The following is a 19,613-nucleotide window of genomic DNA, read 5'->3' on the forward strand; positions in this document are numbered from 1 at the left end:
CTGCAAGAAGGCTGTGTGGTGGAGGCCGGCATGGAGACCAGCCAGAGCAACGATCCTTGTGCGCCGTCGGTGACGGCCTGCGACCTCGTGACGGTGCCGACCCGGCACGGGCTGGAGGTGGTCGACATCCTCCGCAGGGGGGCCGGGGACGCGGTGGGACCCGTGCTGCACGACGACGGGGGCGGCACCCTCGCCTTCCTCGTGCCGCCGGGAACCGCGGCCGCCTGGGACGTCCCCGGGAGCACCTGCACGGAGACCGACGGACGGGGGCTGAGACTCGACCCCGAGCCCCCGGTGGCGGGCTCGGACTGGCTGGTCCCGCCCGGCGAGGCGGACCTCGCGACGGACCCGGCGGTGCTGCGGCGGGCGCTGGGGGAGGCGGCGCGGACGATCGAGGCGGCCGACGGCTGCCGGTAGCCGGCCGTCGGCGCCGCCGTGCCCTGCTGCGAAAATGTCCGCATGGGGAAGTCGAGGAGCACCCGGCGCAACCGCCGTGAGCGGGACGCCGAGACCACCGTCGTCGAGCGCGTCGACGGCGGGCTGGCGCAGCTGATACCCGACCCGGACCGGGCGCGCGCCTGGACCCTGCTCGTCGACGGCGCGCCGCAGTCGCACGTGGACCTCGACGACCCGGCGTTCCTCTCCTTCGAGTACCAGCGGCGCCTCGGGCACGTCGTCGACCTCGCCGCGCCGCCCGGCAGGCCCCTGCGCGCCGTGCACCTCGGCGGCGGCGCCTTCACCCTCGCCCGGTACGTCGCCGCCACCCGGCCCCGCTCGACCCAGCAGGTCGTCGAGCGCGACGCGAGCCTCGTCGGCCTGGTCCGCCGTGAGCTGCCGCTGGACCCGGGGGCGCGGATCCGGGTCAGGTCCGCCGACGCCCGCGAAGGGCTCGCCAAGGTGCCCGACGGGTGGGCCGACCTGGTCGTCGCCGACGTGTTCGGCGGGGCCCGGACGCCCGCGCACCTGACCTCGACCGAGTTCCTCGACGAGGTCCGCAGGGCGCTCAGGCCCGGCGGGCTCTACGCCGCCAACCTCGCCGACGGTCCGCCGCTGGCCCACCTGCGCGGCCAGATCGCCACCGCCGCCGCCCGGTTCGCGGAACTCGCCCTCGTCGCCGACCCGGCCGTGCTGCGCGGCAAGCGGTTCGGCAACGCCGTGCTCGTCGCCTGCGACCTGCCCCTGCCGGTCGCCGAGCTGACCCGCCGGGCCGCCTCCGACCCGCACCCCGGCCGGGTCGAGCACGGCAGGACGCTCACCGACTTCACCGGCGGGGCCGCGCCGGTGGTGGACGCGTCGGCGGTGGCGTCACCGGCCCCGCCGCCGTCGGTGTTCCACTGAGCCCGCGGCCTCAGTAGGTGCCGACCTCCACCCGCGGCGGGCCGTCGTGCCAGGTGCAGAACACCGACACCCGGTCCGCGCCCGAGGTGAACTCCACCCGGATCCACGTCTGCGTCGTCCACACCTGCATCGACCAGCCCGTGCCCGGCGTGGCCGAGACGAGCGTCGCGGACGTCTTCCCGAGGTCGAACACCACCCGCCCGCCGTCGGTGTCGTAGCTCTTGACCTGCCCGGAGGGGCTCGGCGGAGCGGAGGTCACCGGTGCGGGGGCCGAGGGGGAGGGAGAGGGGGAGCGGGGCGTCCGACTCGGCTTCGAGGAGGGGGAGTTCGAGGGGCTCGCGGACGGGACGGGCCGGGCGGACGCGGACGCGGAGGCCGGCGGCTCCGACTCCCGTGCGGTCACGTCGCCCGCCGTCAGCGGCAGGGCGCGCGGCGGGTCGTACGCGGTGCCCGCCATGACCGTGTGCACGCCCCACCACGACAGCGTGACCGCCGCGCCCGTGGCGAGCGACCAGGCCAGTACGTGTACGAGTCCTCTGCGCATCGCGGCCATCTTGCCCCACGCGCCCCACGGGTGTCGCACGGACGGTGCACCGGCCGTCCACAGGGGGCGAGTTGTCCACAGGGCCGAATGCCCCTCGCCGGCATGGCGTACGGTGCGGCGCATGGCAAGTGTGCTCGTGGTCGAGGACGACCAGTTCGTGCGTTCGGCGCTCATCCGGCACCTGACCGACGCCTCGCACACCGTGCGCAGCGTCGGGACGGCGCTGGAGGCGCTGCGCGAGGTCGCCCATTTCCGCTTCGACGTGGTCGTCCTGGACCTCGGACTGCCGGACCTGGACGGCTCGGAGGCCCTGAAGATGCTGCGCGGCATCACGGACGTGCCCGTCATCATCGCCACCGCCCGCGACGACGAGACGGAGATCGTCCGGCTGTTGAACGCGGGCGCGGACGACTACCTCACCAAGCCCTTCTCGGTGGAGCACCTGTCGGCGCGCATGGCCGCCGTCCTGCGCCGCTCCCGGGCCGGCGCGGGGGAGGCCCCGCCGTCCAGCGTCCTGCGCGTCGGCGGCCTCACCGTCGACCCGTTGCGCCGTCAGGCGGAGCTGGACGGCGCCCGACTCGACCTCACCCGGCGCGAGTTCGACCTGCTCGCCTTCCTCGCCGGCCGGCCGGGGGTCGTCGTGCCGCGCCGGGAGCTGCTCGCCGAGGTCTGGCAGCAGTCCTACGGCGACGACCAGACCATCGACGTCCACCTGTCCTGGCTGCGCCGCAAGCTGGGCGAGACGGCGGCCCGCCCGCGCTACCTGCACACCCTGCGGGGCGTCGGCGTGAAGCTGGAGCCGCCCGTCACGGAGTCCCCCCAGGAGCCGCCGCGATGAGATGGGCACTGGTCAAGGTCTGCCTCGCGGTCACCACGATGGTCGTGGTCGCCTTCGCGGTCCCGCTCGGACTGGTCATCAAGGAGATGGCCCGCGACCGCGCCTTCTCCAACGCCGAGCGGGAGGCCGCCGTCGTGGTCCCCGCGCTGTCCATCACCACCGACCGCGACCAGCTGGAGCGGGTCGTCGCCTCCGCCGGCTCCGACGACGGGATGGCGGTGCACCTTCCGGCGAGCGACGGCCGGGCCGCCGTCGACCTCGGTCCGCGGCGCGCCGCGGACGCCGACATCGCCGCCGTGCGCGAGCTGGGCCGCGTCTCGACCGCCGAGGTGCCCGGCGGATCCGCCCTGCTCCAGCCCGTCGCGCTCAGCTTCGGGACGGCGGTGATCGAGGTGTACGTCCCCGAGTCCGAGGTGAGCAACGGCGTGGGCACGGCCTGGGCGGTGCTCGCGGCGGTCGGCGCCGCGCTGGTCGTCGGGTCGGTCGCCGTCGCCGACCGGCTGGGCGTACGGATGGTGCGGCCGGCCCAGCGGCTGGCCGAGGGCGCGCACGAACTGGGGGAGGGCCGGCTGGGCGCCCGCGTCCCGGAGGAGGGGCCGAACGAACTGCGGCTGGCGGCGGTCGCGTTCAACTCCATGGCCGACCAGGTCGTCCAACTCCTGGCGAACGAACGGGAACTGGCCGCCGACCTCTCGCACCGGCTGCGCACCCCGCTGACCGTGCTGCGGCTCAACGCGGCCTCCCTCGGCGACTCCCCGGCCGCCGAGCAGACCCGGGCCGCCGTCGCCCAGCTCGAGCGCGAGGTCGACACCATCATCCGCACGGCCCGGGAGGCCAAGCCGCAGACCGCGGCGGCCGGTCCGGGCGCCGGATGCGACGCGGCCGAGGTCGTCCGGGAGCGGATGGCGTTCTGGTCGGCGCTCGCGGAGGACGAGGGCCGCAAGGTGCGGGTGGCCGGAGCCGACCGGCCGGTGCGCATCCCCGTGGCCCGCGCCGACCTGGCGGCCGCGCTGGACGCCCTGCTGGGCAACGTCTTCCGGCACACCCCCGAGGGCACGGCCTTCGCGGTCGACGTCCACAACGGCGAGGACGCGGTGATCGTCCTGGTGTCGGACGCGGGTCCCGGCATACCCGACCCCGAGGCCGCGATGGCGCGCGGCCAGGGGTCCGGGAACACCGGATCGACCGGGCTCGGACTGGACATCGTGCGCCGGCTCGCGGAGTCGACCGGCGGGGACGTGCGGATCGGGTCGTCGGTGCTGGGCGGGACCGAGGTGCGGATATGGATACAGGTCGACCGGCAGGCCGGGCGCGCGGGGCGGGAGCCCGGGCGCAGGGGGCACCGCGGGTCGGTGCGCAGACGCCGGCAGGGCCGGCGGGCGGTGACCTTTAACCGGTCCCGATCCCTTCCTTAAGCGCGCCCTAAGATCGCCGACCCCCGTCCCGATCAGGCGATTTGCCCGGTTCGGGATCGCTAGCGTGCTGCCGCGTCCCAGGTCGAGGGACCTTCCGTGCACCCCCATGAACCACGAAGGCAGGCACGCCATGAGCACACACCGGCGCAAGGTCAGCGGCAGGAACAAGGCGATCGGCGGTGTGGTCGCCGCGGCCGTGGTCGGCGGCGGAGCCGTCCTGCTCACCGGTACCGCGCAGGCGGCCGGCGTGGGCGCCGCGTACACCCGGACCAGCGACTGGTCGACCGGGTACACCGCCCAGTACGTCGTCACGAACGACAGCGGGCAGAAGAAGGCGGACTGGACGCTGGAGTTCGACCTGCCCGCCGGGGCCCGGCTCAGCTCCCTCTGGAACGCCGAGTCGAGCGTCAGCGGACAGCACGTCACCGTGACGCCCCCGAAGTGGGACACCGACGGCCTCGCCGCCGGGGAGTCGGTCACCGTCGGCTTCGTGGTCAACGGCGCCGGCGATCCGTCCGGCTGCCGGGTCGACGGCGCCCGGTGCTCGGCGGACGGCGGCGCGACGCCCGAGCCGAGCGGCCGCCCGACGCGGACACCGTCCCCGTCGGCCACCCCGACCGCGTCCCCCACCCCGTCGGGCACGTCCGCCCCGTCGGCCACCGCCTCGCCCTCGGCGAGCACCGGCACCGGCACGACCGCCTCCGCGGCCTTCGCCCCCTACGTCGACACCTCCCTCTACCCCGCCTTCGACCTCCTCGCGAGCGCGTCCGCGACCGGGGTGAAGAACTACAACCTCGCCTTCGTCACCGACGGCGGCGGCTGCACGCCCAAGTGGGGCGGGGCCACCGACCTCGCCACCGACGGCGTGGCGTCCCAGATCGGCGCCCTGCGCGCCCGGGGCGGCGACGTCCGGGTCTCCTTCGGCGGCGCGGCCGGCTCCGAGCTGGCCACGACCTGCTCCTCGGCGGACGCGCTGGCGGCGGCGTACGGCAAGGTGGTGGACGCGTACCGGCTCACCAAGGTCGACTTCGACGTCGAGGGCGGCGCCCTGCCGAACACGGCCGCGAACACCCGGCGCGCGCAGGCCGTCGCGAAGCTCCAGCAGCAGCACCCGGGCCTGGACGTCTCGTTCACGCTGCCGGTGATGCCGGAGGGCCTGACCCAGGACGGCGTGAACCTGCTGGCCGACGCCAAGGCCAACGGCGTGAAGCTCACCGCGGTCAACATCATGGCGATGGACTACGGCCCGGCGTACAGCGGCGACATGGGCACCTACGCCGAGCAGGCGGCGACCGCCACCCAGGCCCAGGTCAAGAGCGTGCTCGGCCTGAGCGACTCCGCCGCCTGGAAGACCGTCGCGGTCACGCCGATGATCGGGGTGAACGACGTCGCCTCGGAGATCTTCACGGTGGAGGACGCCGGCCAGCTCGTGGCGTTCGCGAAGGCCAAGGGGCTCGGCTGGCTGTCGATGTGGTCCGCGACCCGCGACAAGCAGTGCCCGGGCGGCGCCAAGCCCGCCGCGGACCCCACGTGCAGCTCGGTCGTGCAGGACGCGCACGCGTTCTCGAAGGCGTTCGCCGCCCTCGGGTGACCGGACCGGCGCGCGGCCGGCCTCCGTGCGGCCCGTGGGGTGCGGCGCACCCCACGGGCCGCCGAGCGGAGCAGAGGGGCGGGGGCCCCCCCCCCCGCGGGCGGCCCCCCCCCCCCCCCCCCCCCCCCCCGGGGGGGGGGGGGGCGGCCCCCCCCCCGGGCCCCGCCGGGGGGCCCCGGGGGGGGGGCCCCCCCCCCGGGGGGCCCGCGCCCCTTCCCCCGCTCCCCCCGGGAGGGTCAGGCGGTCTCGAGTGCCGGCAGGGTGCCCGTCCGGGCCGCCTTGCCGTACCACAGCGCGCTCGACTTCGGCGTGCGCGTGAGCGTCGCGTAGTCCACGTACACCGCGCCGAACCGCTTCTCGTAGCCGTACGCCCACTCGAAGTTGTCGAGCAGGGACCACAGGAAGTAGCCGCGTACGTCCGCGCCCTCGGCGATGGCGCGGCGGACGGCCCGGAGGTGGCCGTGGAGGTAGGAGATCCGCTCCGGGTCGTGGACCCGGCCGTCGGAGTCGGGCTTGTCGTCGTAGGCCGCGCCGTTCTCCGTGATGTACAGCGGAAGGCCCGGCGCCTCCTTCGTGTAGCGCATGATCAGCTCGTGCAGACCCGTCGGGTCGATCGTCCAGCCCATCTCCGTGCGGTCGCCCGGCGTCTGGTGGAAGGCGACGTCGTCCGCGCCCGGCCACGGGGAGTGGGCGCTGGAGCCGTGGCCGTCGGCCCGCGGTCCCTTCGGGTCGGCGTCCGCCGCCGACACCAGGGTGGGCGTGTAGTAGTTGAGGCCCAGCGCGTCCAACGGCTGGTTGATCGCGCTCAGATCGCCGTCGAGGACGTACGACCAGTCCGTCAGCGGGGCGGTCGAGGCGAGCAGTGTCTCGGGGTACGCGCCGCGCAGGATCGGGCCGTGGAAGACGCCGTTGGCCAGGTCGTCGATCTTCTGGGCGGCCGCCAGGTCCGCCGCCGTCCGGGACAGCGGCCGCACGACGGAGGAGTTGAGGCTGAGCGCCACCGAGTTGCGGGCCGGCATCACCGAGCGGAGCGCCTGAGCGCCCAGACCGTGCGCCAGGTTCAGGTGGTGCGCCGCGCGCAGGGACGCCACCGGGTCCGTGCGCCCCGGCGCGTGGACGCCGGACGCGTACCCCAGGAACGCGCTGCACCACGGCTCGTTGAGCGTGATCCAGTGCTCCACGCGGTCGCCGAGCGCCTCCCCGACGATCTGCGCGTACTCGGCGAACCGGTACGCCGTGTCGCGCTCCGGCCAGCCGCCCGCGTCCTCCAGCTCCTGCGGGAGGTCCCAGTGGTAGAGGGTGACGGCCGGCTTGATGCCCTTGGCCAGCAGTTCGTCGACGAGACGGCGGTAGAAGTCCAGGCCCACCTGGACCGCCGGACCGCGGCCGGTCGGCTGGACCCGCGACCAGGAGACGGAGAAGCGGTACGCCGACAGGCCCAGATCCGCCATCAGCGCCACGTCCTCGCGGTAGCGGTGGTAGTGGTCGACAGCGATGTCACCGGTCTCGCCACCGGCGGTCTTGCCCGGGGTGTGGCTGAAGGTGTCCCAGATCGACGGGGTGCGGCCGTCCTCCCGCACCGCCCCCTCGATCTGGTACGCGGACGTCGCGGCGCCCCAGAGGAAGGCGGGAGGAAAGGTCACCGGATTCACCGGCTGTGCGGACTCGGACATGGAAGCGCTCCCATGGATGGTCGTCGAGGTCGTCGGGACCGACGAAGGACGGGGGGATGAGGTGCGGGGATGAGAAGGGGCCGGGGCGGCGGTGACCCGGCCCCGGAAGTCGGGGCCGCTGAACGCGGGGCCGTCAGCGCCCCGCGCGGCGGGGCGGGCGCCCCGGGCGGTGCGGGGCGCCGGCGGCCCCGCGGGGCGCGGGCATCAGCCCTTCACCGCGCCCTGCATGATGCCGCCCACGATCTGCTTGCCGAAGACGGCGAAGACCAGCAGCAGCGGCAGCGTGCCCAGCAGCGCGCCCGCCATGATCAGGGACTGGTCGGGCGTGTACCCGCGGCCGAGTCCCGCGACCGCCACCTGCACGGTCGGGTTGCCGGTCTGGCTCAGCACCAGGAACGGCCACAGGAAGTCGTTCCACGTCTGGACGAACATCAGCATGCCGAGCACCGCCATGGCGGGGCGGGCGGCGGGGAACACCACGTGCCACACCACGCGCCAGCTGCTCGCGCCGTCCACCCGGGCCGCCTCGATGATCTCGTCCGGCAGCGCCTGGATCAGGTACTGCCGCATGAAGAACACGCCGAAGGCGCTCACCAGCGACGGCAGGATCACCGCCTGGAGCTGGTCGGTCCACTCCAGCTTGGCGACCATCATGTACAGCGGGATCACGCTGAGCTGCGGCGGCACCATCATCGTGCCGATGACGATCAGCATCATCGCGCCCCGGCCCTTGAACCGCAGCTTGGCGAAGGCGAACCCGGCGATGGTGGACAGGAACACGACCGTCGCGGCCGACGTCCCGGCCACGATCGTCGTGTTGACGAACGCCTTGCCCAGATTGGCGTCGTTCCAGGCGATGTCCAGGTTGTCGAAGAGGTTCGAGCCGAACCAGAACGGCGGGGGCGTCTGCGCCAGCCGGTTGTTGTCGCGCGAGGCGGCGATCGCCGTCCACACCAGCGGGAACAGCGAGCCGAAGGTGAACAGCGCCAGGATCACGTACGAGATCGGTCCGGCGTGCATCTGGCCGCCCGCCCGCGCGGACTTCGGGCGGCGTGCCCGGCGGGCCGTCGGCACCGCGTCCTGGGGCTCGAGCTTGGTCACAGTCGTCGTCGTCACGGCTGCTCCTCCTTAACTGCTGGCGCGCAGCCGGCGCGAGATGACGGAGTTGACGATGCCGATCACGATCAGGATGAGGAACATCGTCCAGGCGATCGCGGAGGCCCGGCCCAGGTGCTGGTTCACCCAGCCCTGCTCGTACAGGTACAGGCCCAGCGTCTGGAACTGGTGCTCCGCACCGCCGGAGGCGCCCTTGTTCGCGTCGAACAGCAGCGGCTCGCCGAACACCTGGCTCGCGCCGATCGTCGAGACGACGACCGTGAACAGGATCGTCGGCCGCAGCGACGGCAGCGTCACGTGGAAGAACTGCTGCCAGCGGCTGGCGCCGTCCAGCGCCGCCGACTCGTACAGGTCCTGCGGGATCGCCTGCATCGCCGCCAGGTAGATCAGCGCGTTGTAGCCGGTCCACCGCCAGATGATGATCGAGGACACCGCGATCTGCGACGGCCACTTGTCGTTCTGCCAGTCGACCGGGTCGATCCCGACCGAGTCCAGAATCCAGTTGATCATGCCGTAGTCGCGCCCGAAGAGCAGCACGAAGACGAGCGAGGCGGCCGCGATCGAGGTCGCGTACGGCGCGAGCATCGCGACCCGGTAGAAGGTCGAGGCCCGCAGCTTGTAGTTGAGGATGTGGGCGAGCCCCATCGCCATCAGCAGCTGCGGCACGGTCGAGATGATCCCGATCGTGAGCGTGTTCTTCGCCGCGTTCCAGAAGAAGTCGTCGTCGAAGATCCGGGTGTAGTTGCGCAGGCCGACCCAGGTCATGTCGGTGGGCGCGGTCATCTCGACCTGGTGCAGCGACGCCCAGCCCGTGTAGAGCAGCGGGAACAGGCCGAAGGCGAGGAACAGCAGGAAGAACGGCGAGACGAAGGCGTACGGGCTCCAGCGGATGTCCCGCTGCCAGCGGCGGGACAGCCGGGCCCGGTGCCTGCGCTCCGCCTCCGTGGGCACGGTGGCCGGGCGGCCCGGGGCCGCGCCCCCCTCGACGGGGGGCGCGGCGGTGTCGTGGCGGGTGGCCATACGGGTCACTTGTCCAGGTTGTTGTCGATGGTCTTGGTCGCCGACTCCCAGGCTTCCTTGGCCGACTTGCCCTTCGTCACGAGGATGACGCCGTTGTCGGTCAGACCCTGCTGGATGATCTGGTCCTTCGGACCGATCACCTGGACGGGGGCGGACTTCGCGGCCTCCGCGAAGATCGCGCCGATGTTCTGGTCGCCGGTCATCTCGTTCTTCGCGCCGGTGACGTCCGGCGACGTGTACGTGCTCGGCGCGCTCGGGAAGGAGCCCTGCACCTTGAACAGCTTCACCTGCTGCTCGGGCGCGGTCAGCCAGGCGACCAGCTTCTCGGCCTCCTTCACGTTCTTGCCGCTGGAGGGCACGGTGAGGAAGGAACCGCCCCAGTTGGCGGACTTCGGCGCCACCGCGACGGCCCACTTGCCGAACGCCTCGGGCTTCGACTTGCCCTTCAGGGTGCCGAGCATCCACGGCGGGCAGGCGATGGTGGCGAACTTGTTGTTGGCGATCGTCTGGTCCCAGGTCGCCTGGAACTGTGTCTGCGCCTGGACCAGGCCCTCCTCGGCGGCCTTCGCGGTCAGGTCGAAGGCGGCCTTGACGGCGCGGTTCTTCTTGTAGATGACCTCGCCGGAGGAGTCGTAGAACTTCTCCTCCTCACTGCCGAGGATCGCGTTCAGCAGACCGCCGGGGGAGTCCATGAAGTAGGTGCCCTCGGGGGCCTTCTTCTTGAACTGCTCGCCGACCGAGACGAACTTGTTCCAGTCGCCCGCCCACAGCTTGCCGACCTCCGTCGGGTCGGTGGGCAGACCGGCCTGCTGGAAGAGGTCGGTGCGGTAGCAGAGGGCCATCGGGCCCACGTCGGTGCCGAGACCGATCGTCTTGCCGTCCTTCGTCGTGGCCTGCGCCCACTTCCAGTCCAGCCAGTTGCTCTTGTTCACGCCCGAAACCTTGGACAGGTCCTGGAGCTTGGCGTTCTGGGTGGCCGTGACCTCGGCGATGTTGGCGACCTCGACGGCCTGGACGTCCTGCAGGCCGCTGTTGGTGGTGAGGTGGTTGACGAGCGCCGGGTAGTAGTTCTCGTTCCGCTCGATGACGTTCTCGGCGATCTTGATGTTCGGGTTGAGCTTCTCGTACTCGGCGTAGAGACCGGCTTCCTTGAAGCCCATCGTGCCGAAAAGTCCCAGGGTGATCGTGGTCTTGCCCTTGCCACCGCCGGACGACGAACCGTCGGAGTCCTTGTCGCCGCCGTCGTCGGCACAGCCGGCCAGCAGCCCGGCGCCCAGCGTTGCGACGGTGGCCAGGACCGCCGCCCTGCGGGCGGTTCGGGTACGTGCTCGCATTGCGTCCTCCTGTTGCCCTGACGTGCCGACCCCCCGGCCAACTGCATTGTTGGGCCCGTTAGTTTCTCGCTGCGGCTCGGGCGGGGAACGTGCGGGTTGTGTATGTGCCAGGTACCGTGGGAGCGCTCCCACAAGTGATGTGTTGAAGAGTCGTCGGTTCGGGCGGGGGTGTCAAGGGCGGGAGCGCGGAGAGATGCGTTCAGTTATCCGGCTGTTAACTAACTCCTGGGGGCGATCGATTTCGGCCGGGGGCGGTGACCTCCGGTGCACAGCCATGTAAAGGGACGGGACTGTTAGATTCCAGGTCAGGGTGATGACGATCGGTGGAAGGCGGAGCCCATGGCAAGCCACGGAGCGCGGGGCCGGAGCGGTGGCCGGCCGACCCTCGAGGAGGTGGCCGCACGCGCCGGTGTGGGCCGGGGCACGGTCTCCCGGGTGATCAACGGCTCTCCCCGGGTCAGTGACGCCACCCGCGCCGCCGTCGAGGCCGCGGTGGCCGAACTCGGTTACGTCCCCAACACCGCCGCCCGCGCCCTCGCCGCCAACCGCACGGACGCGATCGCCCTCGTCGTCCCCGAGCCGGAGACCCGCTTCTTCGCCGAGCCGTACTTCTCCGACATACTGCGCGGCGTGGGCGCGGAACTCGCGGACACGGAGATGCAGCTGCTCCTGATCTTCGCGGGCAGCGACCGCGAGCGGCGGCGGCTGGCCCAGTACCTGGCGGCGCACCGGGTGGACGGCGTCCTGCTGGTCTCCGTGCACGCGGACGACCCGCTGCCCGACCTCATCGCCCAGTTGGAGATCCCGGCCGTGATCAGCGGCCCCCGCTCGGCGGCGGAGACGCTGCCCTCGGTCGACTCCGACAACTACGGCGGCGCCCGCTCCGCCGTGGAGCACCTGCTGGCCGGGGGCCGCCACCGCATCGCCCACATCACCGGCCGCCTCGACGTCTACGGCGCCCAGCGCCGCGTCGACGGCTACCGGGACGCCCTGCGCGACGCCGGGTACGAGGTGGACGAGGGCCTCATCGAGCCGGGCGACTTCACCGAGGAGGGCGGTCGCCGCGCGATGACCGACCTGCTCGCCCGTACGCCGTCCCTGGACGCGGTCTTCGCCGGCTCCGACGTCATGGCGGCCGGCGCCCGGCAGGCCCTGCGCGAGGCGGGCCGCCGCATCCCGCAGGACGTGGCGCTGATCGGCTACGACGACTCCGCCATCGCCCGTCACATGGACCCGCCCCTGACCAGCGTCCGCCAGCCCATCGAGGAGATGGGCCGCAGGATGCTGGACCTCCTCCTCACCGAGATCGCGGATCGCCGTCCGGCGGTGTCGCGGGGCCTGGAGCGCCGGCAGGTCGTGCTGGCGACGGAGCTGGTGGCGCGGGCGTCGGCCTGACCTCCCACCGCACCTCGCCGTCCCGCACCTCGCCGGTCGGGCTCAGCCCGGCCGCCGCGGCGACCCCGGCGGAGGCCCGGTGGGCGGGGTGGACGTGGGCGACGAGCGTGCGGACGCCCCGCTCGCGCAGCCGGGAGGCGAGCCCCCGGGCCGCCTCGGAGGCGAGTCCCCGTCCCTGCCACGGGGTGCCGACGACCCAGGCGATCTCGGCGGTGGCGCCCCGGTCCGCGACCGTGGCCCGCACGGTGCCGGTGAGCGGGCCGGGGGCCGCGCGCAGCCGGAGCACCCGGTTGCACCAGGAGACGGCGGGGTCGGGGGAGACGGCGGGGTCGGGGGAGACGGCGACGAGCCGTCCGTAGCGGTCGCGCAGGGCCGCGGGGCGAGGGGGGGAGCCGCCGGTGTACGTGTGCGGGACCGGGTCGGACAGGACGGCGGCCGTCTCCTCGGCGTGGTCGACGCGGAGGGGGAGCAGGTCCGGGCGGGGGGTGCGGATCGGCGCGGCGCGCAGCGGTGCGGGGACGGCGGCCTCCCTGACAACGCATCAGCCGGTGGCCTTCTCCGAAGGCCACCGGCTGATGACTCAGGGTGAGTGACGGGACTCGAACCCGCGGCATCCTGGACCACAACCAGGTGCTCTACCAGCTGAGCTACACCCACCATGACCGGCGGTTCACTGGGTGGTTCACCGACCGGCCGAGAAAAAGTGTACAGGGTCCGAAGGGGTGCTCGCGCCCGCCTTTACCGGGAGCCGTTCACCGGGCGGGCAGGACGTGCTTCGCGGCGATCGCCTTCGCGGTCTCGGAGTCCGGTCCGGGCTGCGGCACGAAGACGGCCTCGCGGTAGTAGCGCAGCTCGGCGATGGACTCGCGGATGTCGGCGAGGGCGCGGTGGTTGCCGTTCTTCTCGGGACTGTTGAAGTAGGCCCTGGGGTACCAGCGCCGGGCCAGCTCCTTGACGCTGGACACGTCGACGATCCGGTAGTGCAGGTAGTCCTCCAGGGTCGGCATGTCCCGCAGCAGGAATCCGCGGTCGGTGCCGACGGAGTTCCCGCACAGCGGGGCCTTGCCGGGCTCCTTCACGTGCTCCCGCACGTACGCCAGCACCTGCTCCTCGGCGTCGGCCAGCGTCGTGCCGCCGGCGAGCTCGTCCAGCAGGCCGGACGCGGTGTGCATCTGACGCACCACCTCCGGCATCGTCTCCAGCGCCCGGTCCGGCGGCCGGATGACGATGTCCACACCCTCGCCGAGTACGTTCAGCTCGGAGTCGGTGACGAGGGCGGCAACCTCGATGAGCGCGTCGTCGGACAGCGAGAGGCCGGTCATCTCGCAGTCGATCCACACCATGCGATCGTTCATGCGACCACCCTAAGGCTGACGTCCCCCGAGGGGATGCCCCCCGACAGCCGGGACTCCCGGGGCCCCGCCCCTGGGTCCCGGGCCCGGGCCGCCCGCCGTGGCCGGGGGCGCCGGCGGGGCCGAAGGGGCGGAGCCCCTGGGGGAGGGAACGGGCCGGGGCGGCGGAGGCGAGGAGAACCCCGCCTCCGCCGCCCCGGCCTCACATCCCGCTGCGCGGTCCCGGCAGCCCCGCCCGGGAGGAAGCGGCGTACGCGTCCCGCGCGTGCTCCGCCGCAAGGGCGGCCGCCGCCGGCGCGGCGGACGCGGCCGAACCCACCGCTCCGGCCCCGGCCGTCCGCCGCACCTGCGGCGGCACCCCGGTCTCCGGGTGCAGCGCGGAACCCACCTGCGCCCCCGCGGCCGGCGCGGCGACCGGCGCCACCGGCTCGCTGTCGGCCGGCGGGCGCTCGCCCTGCGGCCGGCGGGCCCGGTACGCCGCCCGGTAGGCGGCCGGCGACGAGCCCAGCTGACGCCGGAAGTGCCCGCGCAGCGCCACCGGCGAACGGAACCCGCAGCGCCCGGCGACCTCGTCGACGGAGTAGTCCGACGTCTCCAGCAGACGCTGCGCCTGCAGCACCCGCTGCGTGATCAGCCACTGCAGCGGCGCACTGCCGGTGAGCGAGCGGAAACGGCGGTCGAACGTCCGCCGGCTCATGTACGCGCGGGCCGCCAGCGTCTCCACGTCGAACTGCTCGTGGAGGTGCTCCAGCGCCCAGGCGACGACCTCGGCGAGCGGGTCGGCGCCGATCTCCTCCGGTAAAGACCGGTCGAGGTAGCGCTCCTGCCCTCCCGACCGGCGTGGCGGGACCACGAGACGCCGGGCCAGCGCGCCGGCCGCCTCGTTGCCGTGGTCCGTCCGCACGATGTGCAGACACAGGTCGATCCCGGCCGCCGTGCCCGCCGACGTCAGCACGTCGCCGTCGTCGACGAACAGCTCCCGTGGATCGACGTGCACCGACGGGTAGCGCTTGGCCAGCGTCGGTGCGTACATCCAGTGCGTGGTGGCCGGACGGCCGTCCAGCAGACCCGCCGCGGCCAGCACGAACGCGCCGGTGCACAGGCCCACGATGCGGGCGCCCTCCTCGTGCGCCCGGCGCAGCGCGTCGAGCGCCTCCGCCGGCGGCGGGGAGGTGATCGAACGCCAGGCCGGCACGACGACCGTGCCCGCCCGGGAGATCGCCTCCAGGCCGTGTGGTGCGGTGAGTTCCAGGCCCCCTGTGGTCCGCAGCGGGCCGTCCTCGCCGGCGCACACCAGAAGGCGGTAGCGCGGCACGCCGGCGTCCTGGCGGTCAATCCCGAACACCGACAGCGGAATGGAACTCTCGAAAATGGGGCCGCCGCTGAACAGCAGCACCGCGACGATCTCCTTGCGGCGTCGCCCGGACAGCTTCCGGGCCGCGGTTTCCGGCGCGGCAGTGGAGTCGTGGCTCATCCTGCTAAGCCCCCCTCGGTGGTCGCGGCTCCTCGGTTGTGTCGCTCCTGCACGTTTCCCCTCGGTCCTGCACGAGTCCCCCGCCGTAGACAGTCAAGATCGAATCTACTGTGTCGTGTGATGCCGGAGTGGCCAGTTCACCACCCGGCAGATTGTCGACATGGCAACTTGGCGTGAAGCATTCGATCACGAAGCGTTGCACTCGTGGGTCGTGCAGGGAAGTGCGCCTTGTGGCAGTGGCCAATCTCCATAGGGTGCCCGGGGCCCCCGGGGCCCTTTCCGTGCAGGTCGAACGGGGGGTGGGGGGTGGTTACGGCAAGGGACGCGCAGGATCCGGAAGTTGGCTGAAAACATGCGGTTACGTGCGTGAAAACCGGTCAACCGACCGGTGCGCTTCCGCCGCTGTGACGACCGCCACGGTGCGACCCGGTCCCGGGGCGCTGACGGTGCCCCGGACGCGGGGCGTGCGGGACGCGCGGGGCGCCCGGCCCCGCCCCCCGGTCCTCGGCGGACTGCCGCGCCGCGCACCGCTCGGACCGGCGCAGCAGCAGCCGGCAGACGGCCGTGACGGCGGCGAGGCCGAGGGCGGTGCCGGCGGCGCCGGCCAGGGAGGCGCCGTACCAGAGGAGGACCACCGGGACCAGGACGCAGCTGAAGGCCGCCCAGCGGATCAGGTGCGCGGTCCCGTCGTCACCGGCGTGCGCCTCGGGGGTCGGGCGGGGCGAGGACATGGGGCGGGCTCCTCCTGGGCGGGGTTCACGGGGATCAACGCCCGTCCGGCGGGTCGGTCACCCGCCCGGAGGGCCGGGAACGAACGAACCCTGCGCAAACCGCCTGTACGGGGCAGCAACCATTGCGTTACGGGCGCACCCTCGTGCATGCTCCCTGGAACCCCCACGGACCACGCGCGGGATCTGGGCGGACGGGGCGTGCCGCCGTACCCTTGGGGGTATGGGGTCGGGAAGACGATTCCCGGACACAGCTCCGCCGCTCCAGCTCGTCCCACCCGTATAAGGATCGATACGCCGAGACAGCCATGGCCGGTCACGAATTCTTCGAACCAGCGGACCGCAAGCGGCCGGTCGCCGACCCCACGGCGGCCGACCCCCTGGCGGAGGAAGACGCACGCCGCGGCTGCGATCCCGCCTTCAAGCACGGCGTCGTCGTCGGCTTCGACGGCTCCACCTCCAGTGAGCGCGCCCTCGCGTACGCCATCGGCATGGCCCACCGCTCCCGTGCGGGTCTGATCATCGTGCACGTGGCCAACCGGCTGCCCACCACGGTGTGGGCGGGCTGCGAGCCGCCGGTCTTCGTCGACGTGCCGGACCACCGCACCGAGGTGCTCGGTCTGGAGCTGGCCTGCGCGGACTACCTCGCCGAGGTGCCCTGGATCCTGGTCGAGCGCGGCGGTGACATCTGCCACGAACTCGAAGAGGTGGGGCGGGAGTACGAGGCCGACGCGATCGTCGTCGGCTCGACGCACGGCCTCGTCGGCCGGATCTTCGGGTCGGTCGCCGGGCGGCTCGCCAAGCGGGCGAAGCGGCCCGTCGTCGTCATTCCCTGACTCGCCCTTCTCCCCGGTGAGATGAGTTCCGGGAACCCCTCTCCCCCTTGCGTGCGCCGGTTGAAGCTACCCGTGCGTAGAGGTGTTTGTGCCCTTGTGAAGGGCATATAAGGCTCACCGCACACCTGCACCGTGCACGAAGGGAGCCCGCCGTGGACAACGACGTCTCTGCGGGAAGCACCACCACGATCGTCGGCCGACTCGCCCTGGGTGTCACCCTGTTGGCGTTCGGACTCGGGTACACCGACCTGATCGACGGCGTGACGGCGGCGGATGCCGTGTCCATCGCCCACTACGTCGGCGGCGTCGCGCTGTTCGTCGCCGGCCTCCTCGCCCTCCGGGACCGCGACACGGTCACCGGAACCGCCCACACGGCCCTCGGCGCCCTCTGGTTCACCTGGGCGGTCTCCGCCGGGTCCCAGGTCTCCGACAACGCCGCCGGGCTCTTCCTGCTCCTGTTCGCCCTCGTGGCGCTCTCCCTGACGCTCGCCGGGGGCGACCGGCTCGACCAGGGCGCCCACGGGCTGTTCACCGTCGGGCTCGTCCTGCTCGCCGTCGGCCGCCTCGCCGACAGCGGCGCGCTCGCGAAGGCGGGCGGCTGGTTCGCCGTCGCCGCGGGCGCGGTGGCCTGGTACGCGGCGACCGCGGCCCTCGCCCACTGGCCCACGGCCCTTCCCCGACGCGCTGCCGGCCGGGGGGTGACGGCCACCGGCTGACGCAGCGGCGGGCCGGGGTGATCGGGCGGCCCCGGCCCCTGGGGGAACGACCCCCTGTGCCGGTGGCGCACAGGGGGTCGTTCACGCCCGACGGGCGGGGGAGACGGGGGACTACTCCACCGTCACCGACTTGGCGAGGTTCCTCGGCTTGTCGATGTCCCGGCCGAGGGCCTTCGCCGTGTAGTAGGCGAGCAGCTGGAGCGGGATGCCCATGAGGATCGGGTCCAGCTCGTCCTCGTTCTTCGGGACGACGATCGTCCGGTCGGCCTTCTCCTGCTCCTGGTGGGCGACCGCGAGGATCTGGCCGCTGCGGGCCTTGATCTCCTCCAGGGCGGCGCGGTTCTTCTCCAGCAGGTCGTCGTCGGGCACGATCGCGACCGTCGGCAGGGCCGGCTCGATCAGGGCCAGCGGGCCGTGCTTGAGCTCGGAGGCCGGGTAGGCCTCGGCGTGGATGTAGGAGACCTCCTTGAGCTTCAGGGAGGCCTCACGGGCCACCGGGTAGCCCCGGACGCGGCCGATGAAGAGCATCGAGCGGGCCTCGGCGAACTGCTCGGCCAGCTTCTTGATGTCCTCCTCGCCCTTCAGGATCTCGGCGATCTGGGCGGGCAGCCTGCGCAGGCCCTCGATGATCCGCTTGCCGTCGCGCACCGAGAGGTCGCGGGTGCGGCCCAGGTGCAGCGCGAGCAGCGCGAAGGCGACCGTGGTGTTGGTGAAGCACTTCGTCGAGACGACGCAGACCTCGGGGCCGGCGTGCACGTAGATGCCGCCGTCGGCCTCGCGGGCGATCGCCGAGCCGACCACGTTGACCACGCCCAGGACCCGGGCGCCCTTGCGCTTCAGCTCCTGGACGGCTGCCAGCACGTCGTAGGTCTCACCGGACTGGGAGACGGCGATGTAGAGGGTGTCGGGGTCGACGACCGCGTTGCGGTAGCGGAACTCGGAGGCGGGCTCGGCGTCGGCGGGGATGCGGGCCAGCTCCTCGATCATCTGGGCGCCGATCATGCCCGCGTGGTACGAGGTGCCGCAGCCGAGGATCTTCACGCGGCGGATCTGGCGCGCCTCGCGGGCGTCCAGGTTGAGGCCGCCGAGGTGCACGGTGGAGAAGCGGTCGTCGATGCGGCCGCGCAGCACGCGGTCCACGGCGTCGGCCTGCTCGTGGATCTCCTTGTGCATGTAGGTGTCGTGGCCGCCCATGTCGTAGGAGGCGGCCTCCCACTCCACGGTGGTGGGCTCGGCGGTGGTGCGGGTGCCCTCGGTGGTGTAGGTGCGGAAGTCGTCGGCCTTGAGGGTCGCCATCTCGCCGTCGTCCAGCGTGACGATCTGGCGGGTGTGGGCGACCAGGGCGGCGATGTCCGAGGCGACGAACATCTCCTTCTCGCCGATGCCGAGGACGACCGGGGAGCCGTTGCGGGCGACGACGATGCGGTCGGAGAAGTCGGCGTGCATCACGGCGATGCCGTAGGTGCCCTCGACGACGCGCAGCGCCTCGCGGACCTTGTCCTCGAGCTTCTCGGCCTCGGAGCGGGCGATGAGGTGGACGAGGACCTCGGTGTCGGTCTCGGAGAGGAACTCGACCCCGTCCGCCTCGAGCTTGCGGCGCAGGTCGGCGGCGTTGTCGATGATGCCGTTGTGGACGACGGCGACCTTCTGGTCGGCCGACATGTGCGGGTGGGCGTTCACGTCGGAGGGGGCGCCGTGGGTGGCCCAGCGGGTGTGGGCGATACCGGTGGTGCCCTTGAAGCGGGCCGGGACCTTGGCCTCCAGGTCGCGGACGCGGCCCTTGGCCTTGACCATCTTCAGGCCGGCGGTCTTCGGGGAGGTGACGACGATGCCCGCGGAGTCGTAGCCGCGGTACTCCAGGCGCTGCAGGCCCTCCAGGAGCAGCGGGGCGACGTCACGCTTCCCGATGTATCCGACAATTCCGCACATATACAGGTAACCTCAAGCTTCGGCTCAGCCGTAGACGATCCGCCGCAGTTGCCGGAGCGTGAGCTCCGGCGGGGCGACCGCACGGTATTTCAGGTCCGCCTCGATCCGTTCGAAGATCTCCGCGTTGACCAGGCCCTGTGCCTGGAGCTCGCGGTGGCGGCGACGGACGTATTCCTCGGTCGTCTCGTCGAAGAAGGCGAGCACGTCCTGGATCACCCGCAGCGCCTCGCCCCTGTTCAGGGGCGTGGAGCGCGTCAGATGATCGACAAGTTCCTCGTGCACCCGGTAGATCCTGAGGTACCGGAGCGGCTTTC

Annotated in this window: 19 protein-coding genes and 1 tRNA gene; 8 read left to right on the forward strand and 12 right to left on the reverse strand. The window is 72.7% G+C overall.

The window, feature by feature from the left end; translation table 11 throughout:
- Positions 1–30 precede the first annotated feature (30 nt).
- Both ACH4F6_RS07155 and ACH4F6_RS07160 read left to right on the forward strand, forming a co-directional pair.
- Positions 31–417 (forward strand): hypothetical protein, encoded by a 387-nt coding sequence (locus tag ACH4F6_RS07155; protein ID WP_397958896.1) that lies wholly within the window; start codon positions 31–33, stop codon positions 415–417.
- A 42-nt stretch (positions 418–459) separates the two neighbouring features.
- On the forward strand, positions 460–1,338 hold the full coding sequence (locus tag ACH4F6_RS07160; RefSeq protein WP_397958897.1) for a spermidine synthase: 879 nt from the start codon (positions 460–462) through the stop codon (positions 1,336–1,338).
- 10 nt (positions 1,339–1,348) lie between these two features.
- Here the strand turns inward: ACH4F6_RS07160 and ACH4F6_RS07165 are convergent, their stop codons facing one another.
- Positions 1,349–1,882: a hypothetical protein gene (locus ACH4F6_RS07165; protein WP_397958898.1), complete on the reverse strand. Its 534-nt coding sequence runs from the start codon at positions 1,880–1,882 to the stop codon at positions 1,349–1,351.
- 121 nt (positions 1,883–2,003) lie between these two features.
- Between ACH4F6_RS07165 and ACH4F6_RS07170 the strand changes: the two genes are divergently transcribed.
- The 3 genes from ACH4F6_RS07170 (at position 2,004) to ACH4F6_RS07180 (ending at position 5,726) form a co-directional block, all read left to right on the forward strand.
- Complete coding sequence (locus ACH4F6_RS07170) at positions 2,004–2,720, forward strand: response regulator transcription factor (RefSeq protein ID WP_397958899.1); 717 nt, start codon at positions 2,004–2,006, stop codon at positions 2,718–2,720.
- Positions 2,717–4,135, forward strand: coding sequence for an ATP-binding protein (locus ACH4F6_RS07175; protein ID WP_397958900.1), 1,419 nt, complete (start codon positions 2,717–2,719; stop codon positions 4,133–4,135). The genes ACH4F6_RS07170 and ACH4F6_RS07175 overlap by 4 nt, the downstream gene beginning before the upstream one ends.
- 130 nt (positions 4,136–4,265) lie before the next feature.
- Positions 4,266–5,726 (forward strand): cellulose binding domain-containing protein, encoded by a 1,461-nt coding sequence (locus tag ACH4F6_RS07180; protein ID WP_397958901.1) that lies wholly within the window; start codon positions 4,266–4,268, stop codon positions 5,724–5,726.
- A gap of 236 nt (positions 5,727–5,962) precedes the next feature.
- Here ACH4F6_RS07180 and ACH4F6_RS07185 read toward each other — a convergent pair whose 3' ends face one another.
- From ACH4F6_RS07185 to ACH4F6_RS07200, 4 genes are all read right to left on the reverse strand, one after another.
- On the reverse strand, positions 5,963–7,399 hold the full coding sequence (locus ACH4F6_RS07185) for a GH1 family beta-glucosidase (protein WP_397958902.1): 1,437 nt from the start codon (positions 7,397–7,399) through the stop codon (positions 5,963–5,965).
- A 204-nt stretch (positions 7,400–7,603) separates the two neighbouring features.
- The gene (locus ACH4F6_RS07190) at positions 7,604–8,515 is read right to left on the reverse strand and encodes a carbohydrate ABC transporter permease (protein WP_397958903.1); all 912 of its coding nucleotides are present in this window, start codon (positions 8,513–8,515) and stop codon (positions 7,604–7,606) included.
- A 12-nt stretch (positions 8,516–8,527) separates the two neighbouring features.
- Positions 8,528–9,535, reverse strand: a complete 1,008-nt coding sequence (locus ACH4F6_RS07195; RefSeq protein ID WP_397959324.1) for a carbohydrate ABC transporter permease — start codon at positions 9,533–9,535, stop codon at positions 8,528–8,530.
- 5 nt (positions 9,536–9,540) lie between these two features.
- Positions 9,541–10,869, reverse strand: a complete 1,329-nt coding sequence (locus ACH4F6_RS07200; protein ID WP_397958904.1) for an ABC transporter substrate-binding protein — start codon at positions 10,867–10,869, stop codon at positions 9,541–9,543.
- A 339-nt stretch (positions 10,870–11,208) separates the two neighbouring features.
- On the opposite strand from ACH4F6_RS07200, the gene ACH4F6_RS07205 reads away from it, so the two are divergent.
- Positions 11,209–12,264 (forward strand): LacI family DNA-binding transcriptional regulator, encoded by a 1,056-nt coding sequence (locus ACH4F6_RS07205; RefSeq protein ID WP_397958905.1) that lies wholly within the window; start codon positions 11,209–11,211, stop codon positions 12,262–12,264.
- Here the strand turns inward: ACH4F6_RS07205 and ACH4F6_RS07210 are convergent.
- The 5 genes from ACH4F6_RS07210 to ACH4F6_RS07230 form a co-directional block, all read right to left on the reverse strand.
- Positions 12,167–12,772, reverse strand: a complete 606-nt coding sequence (locus ACH4F6_RS07210; RefSeq protein WP_397959325.1) for a GNAT family N-acetyltransferase — start codon at positions 12,770–12,772, stop codon at positions 12,167–12,169. The genes ACH4F6_RS07205 and ACH4F6_RS07210 overlap by 98 nt on opposite strands.
- 76 nt (positions 12,773–12,848) lie before the next feature.
- A tRNA-His gene (locus tag ACH4F6_RS07215) sits at positions 12,849–12,921 on the reverse strand.
- 95 nt (positions 12,922–13,016) lie between these two features.
- On the reverse strand, positions 13,017–13,619 hold the full coding sequence (orn, locus tag ACH4F6_RS07220) for an oligoribonuclease (protein ID WP_397958906.1): 603 nt from the start codon (positions 13,617–13,619) through the stop codon (positions 13,017–13,019).
- A 199-nt stretch (positions 13,620–13,818) separates the two neighbouring features.
- Entirely contained in the window at positions 13,819–15,090 is a 1,272-nt protein-coding gene (locus tag ACH4F6_RS07225; protein WP_397958907.1) for a helix-turn-helix domain-containing protein, read from the reverse strand.
- Positions 15,091–15,467: 377 nt separating this feature from the next.
- Positions 15,468–15,821: a hypothetical protein gene (locus ACH4F6_RS07230; RefSeq protein WP_397958908.1), complete on the reverse strand. Its 354-nt coding sequence runs from the start codon at positions 15,819–15,821 to the stop codon at positions 15,468–15,470.
- A 305-nt stretch (positions 15,822–16,126) separates the two neighbouring features.
- Here ACH4F6_RS07230 and ACH4F6_RS07235 point away from each other — a divergent pair, with 305 nt between their 5' ends.
- Together ACH4F6_RS07235 and ACH4F6_RS07240 are read left to right on the forward strand one after the other, a co-directional pair.
- Positions 16,127–16,654: a universal stress protein gene (locus ACH4F6_RS07235; RefSeq protein ID WP_397958909.1), complete on the forward strand. Its 528-nt coding sequence runs from the start codon at positions 16,127–16,129 to the stop codon at positions 16,652–16,654.
- A gap of 152 nt (positions 16,655–16,806) precedes the next feature.
- The gene (locus tag ACH4F6_RS07240) at positions 16,807–17,370 is read left to right on the forward strand and encodes a GPR1/FUN34/YaaH family transporter (RefSeq protein WP_397958910.1); all 564 of its coding nucleotides are present in this window, start codon (positions 16,807–16,809) and stop codon (positions 17,368–17,370) included.
- A 111-nt stretch (positions 17,371–17,481) separates the two neighbouring features.
- Here ACH4F6_RS07240 and glmS read toward each other — a convergent pair whose 3' ends face one another.
- Together glmS and ACH4F6_RS07250 are read right to left on the reverse strand one after the other, a co-directional pair.
- Positions 17,482–19,299, reverse strand: a complete 1,818-nt coding sequence (gene glmS, locus ACH4F6_RS07245) for a glutamine--fructose-6-phosphate transaminase (isomerizing) (protein ID WP_397958911.1) — start codon at positions 19,297–19,299, stop codon at positions 17,482–17,484.
- Between the two features lie 24 nt (positions 19,300–19,323).
- Positions 19,324–19,581: a hypothetical protein gene (locus ACH4F6_RS07250; protein ID WP_397959326.1), complete on the reverse strand. Its 258-nt coding sequence runs from the start codon at positions 19,579–19,581 to the stop codon at positions 19,324–19,326.
- Positions 19,582–19,613: the final 32 nt, after the last annotated feature.

The sequence above is a fragment of the Streptomyces sp. NPDC017936 genome, assembly GCF_044328485.1.
GTDB lineage: Bacteria > Actinomycetota > Actinomycetes > Streptomycetales > Streptomycetaceae > Streptomyces.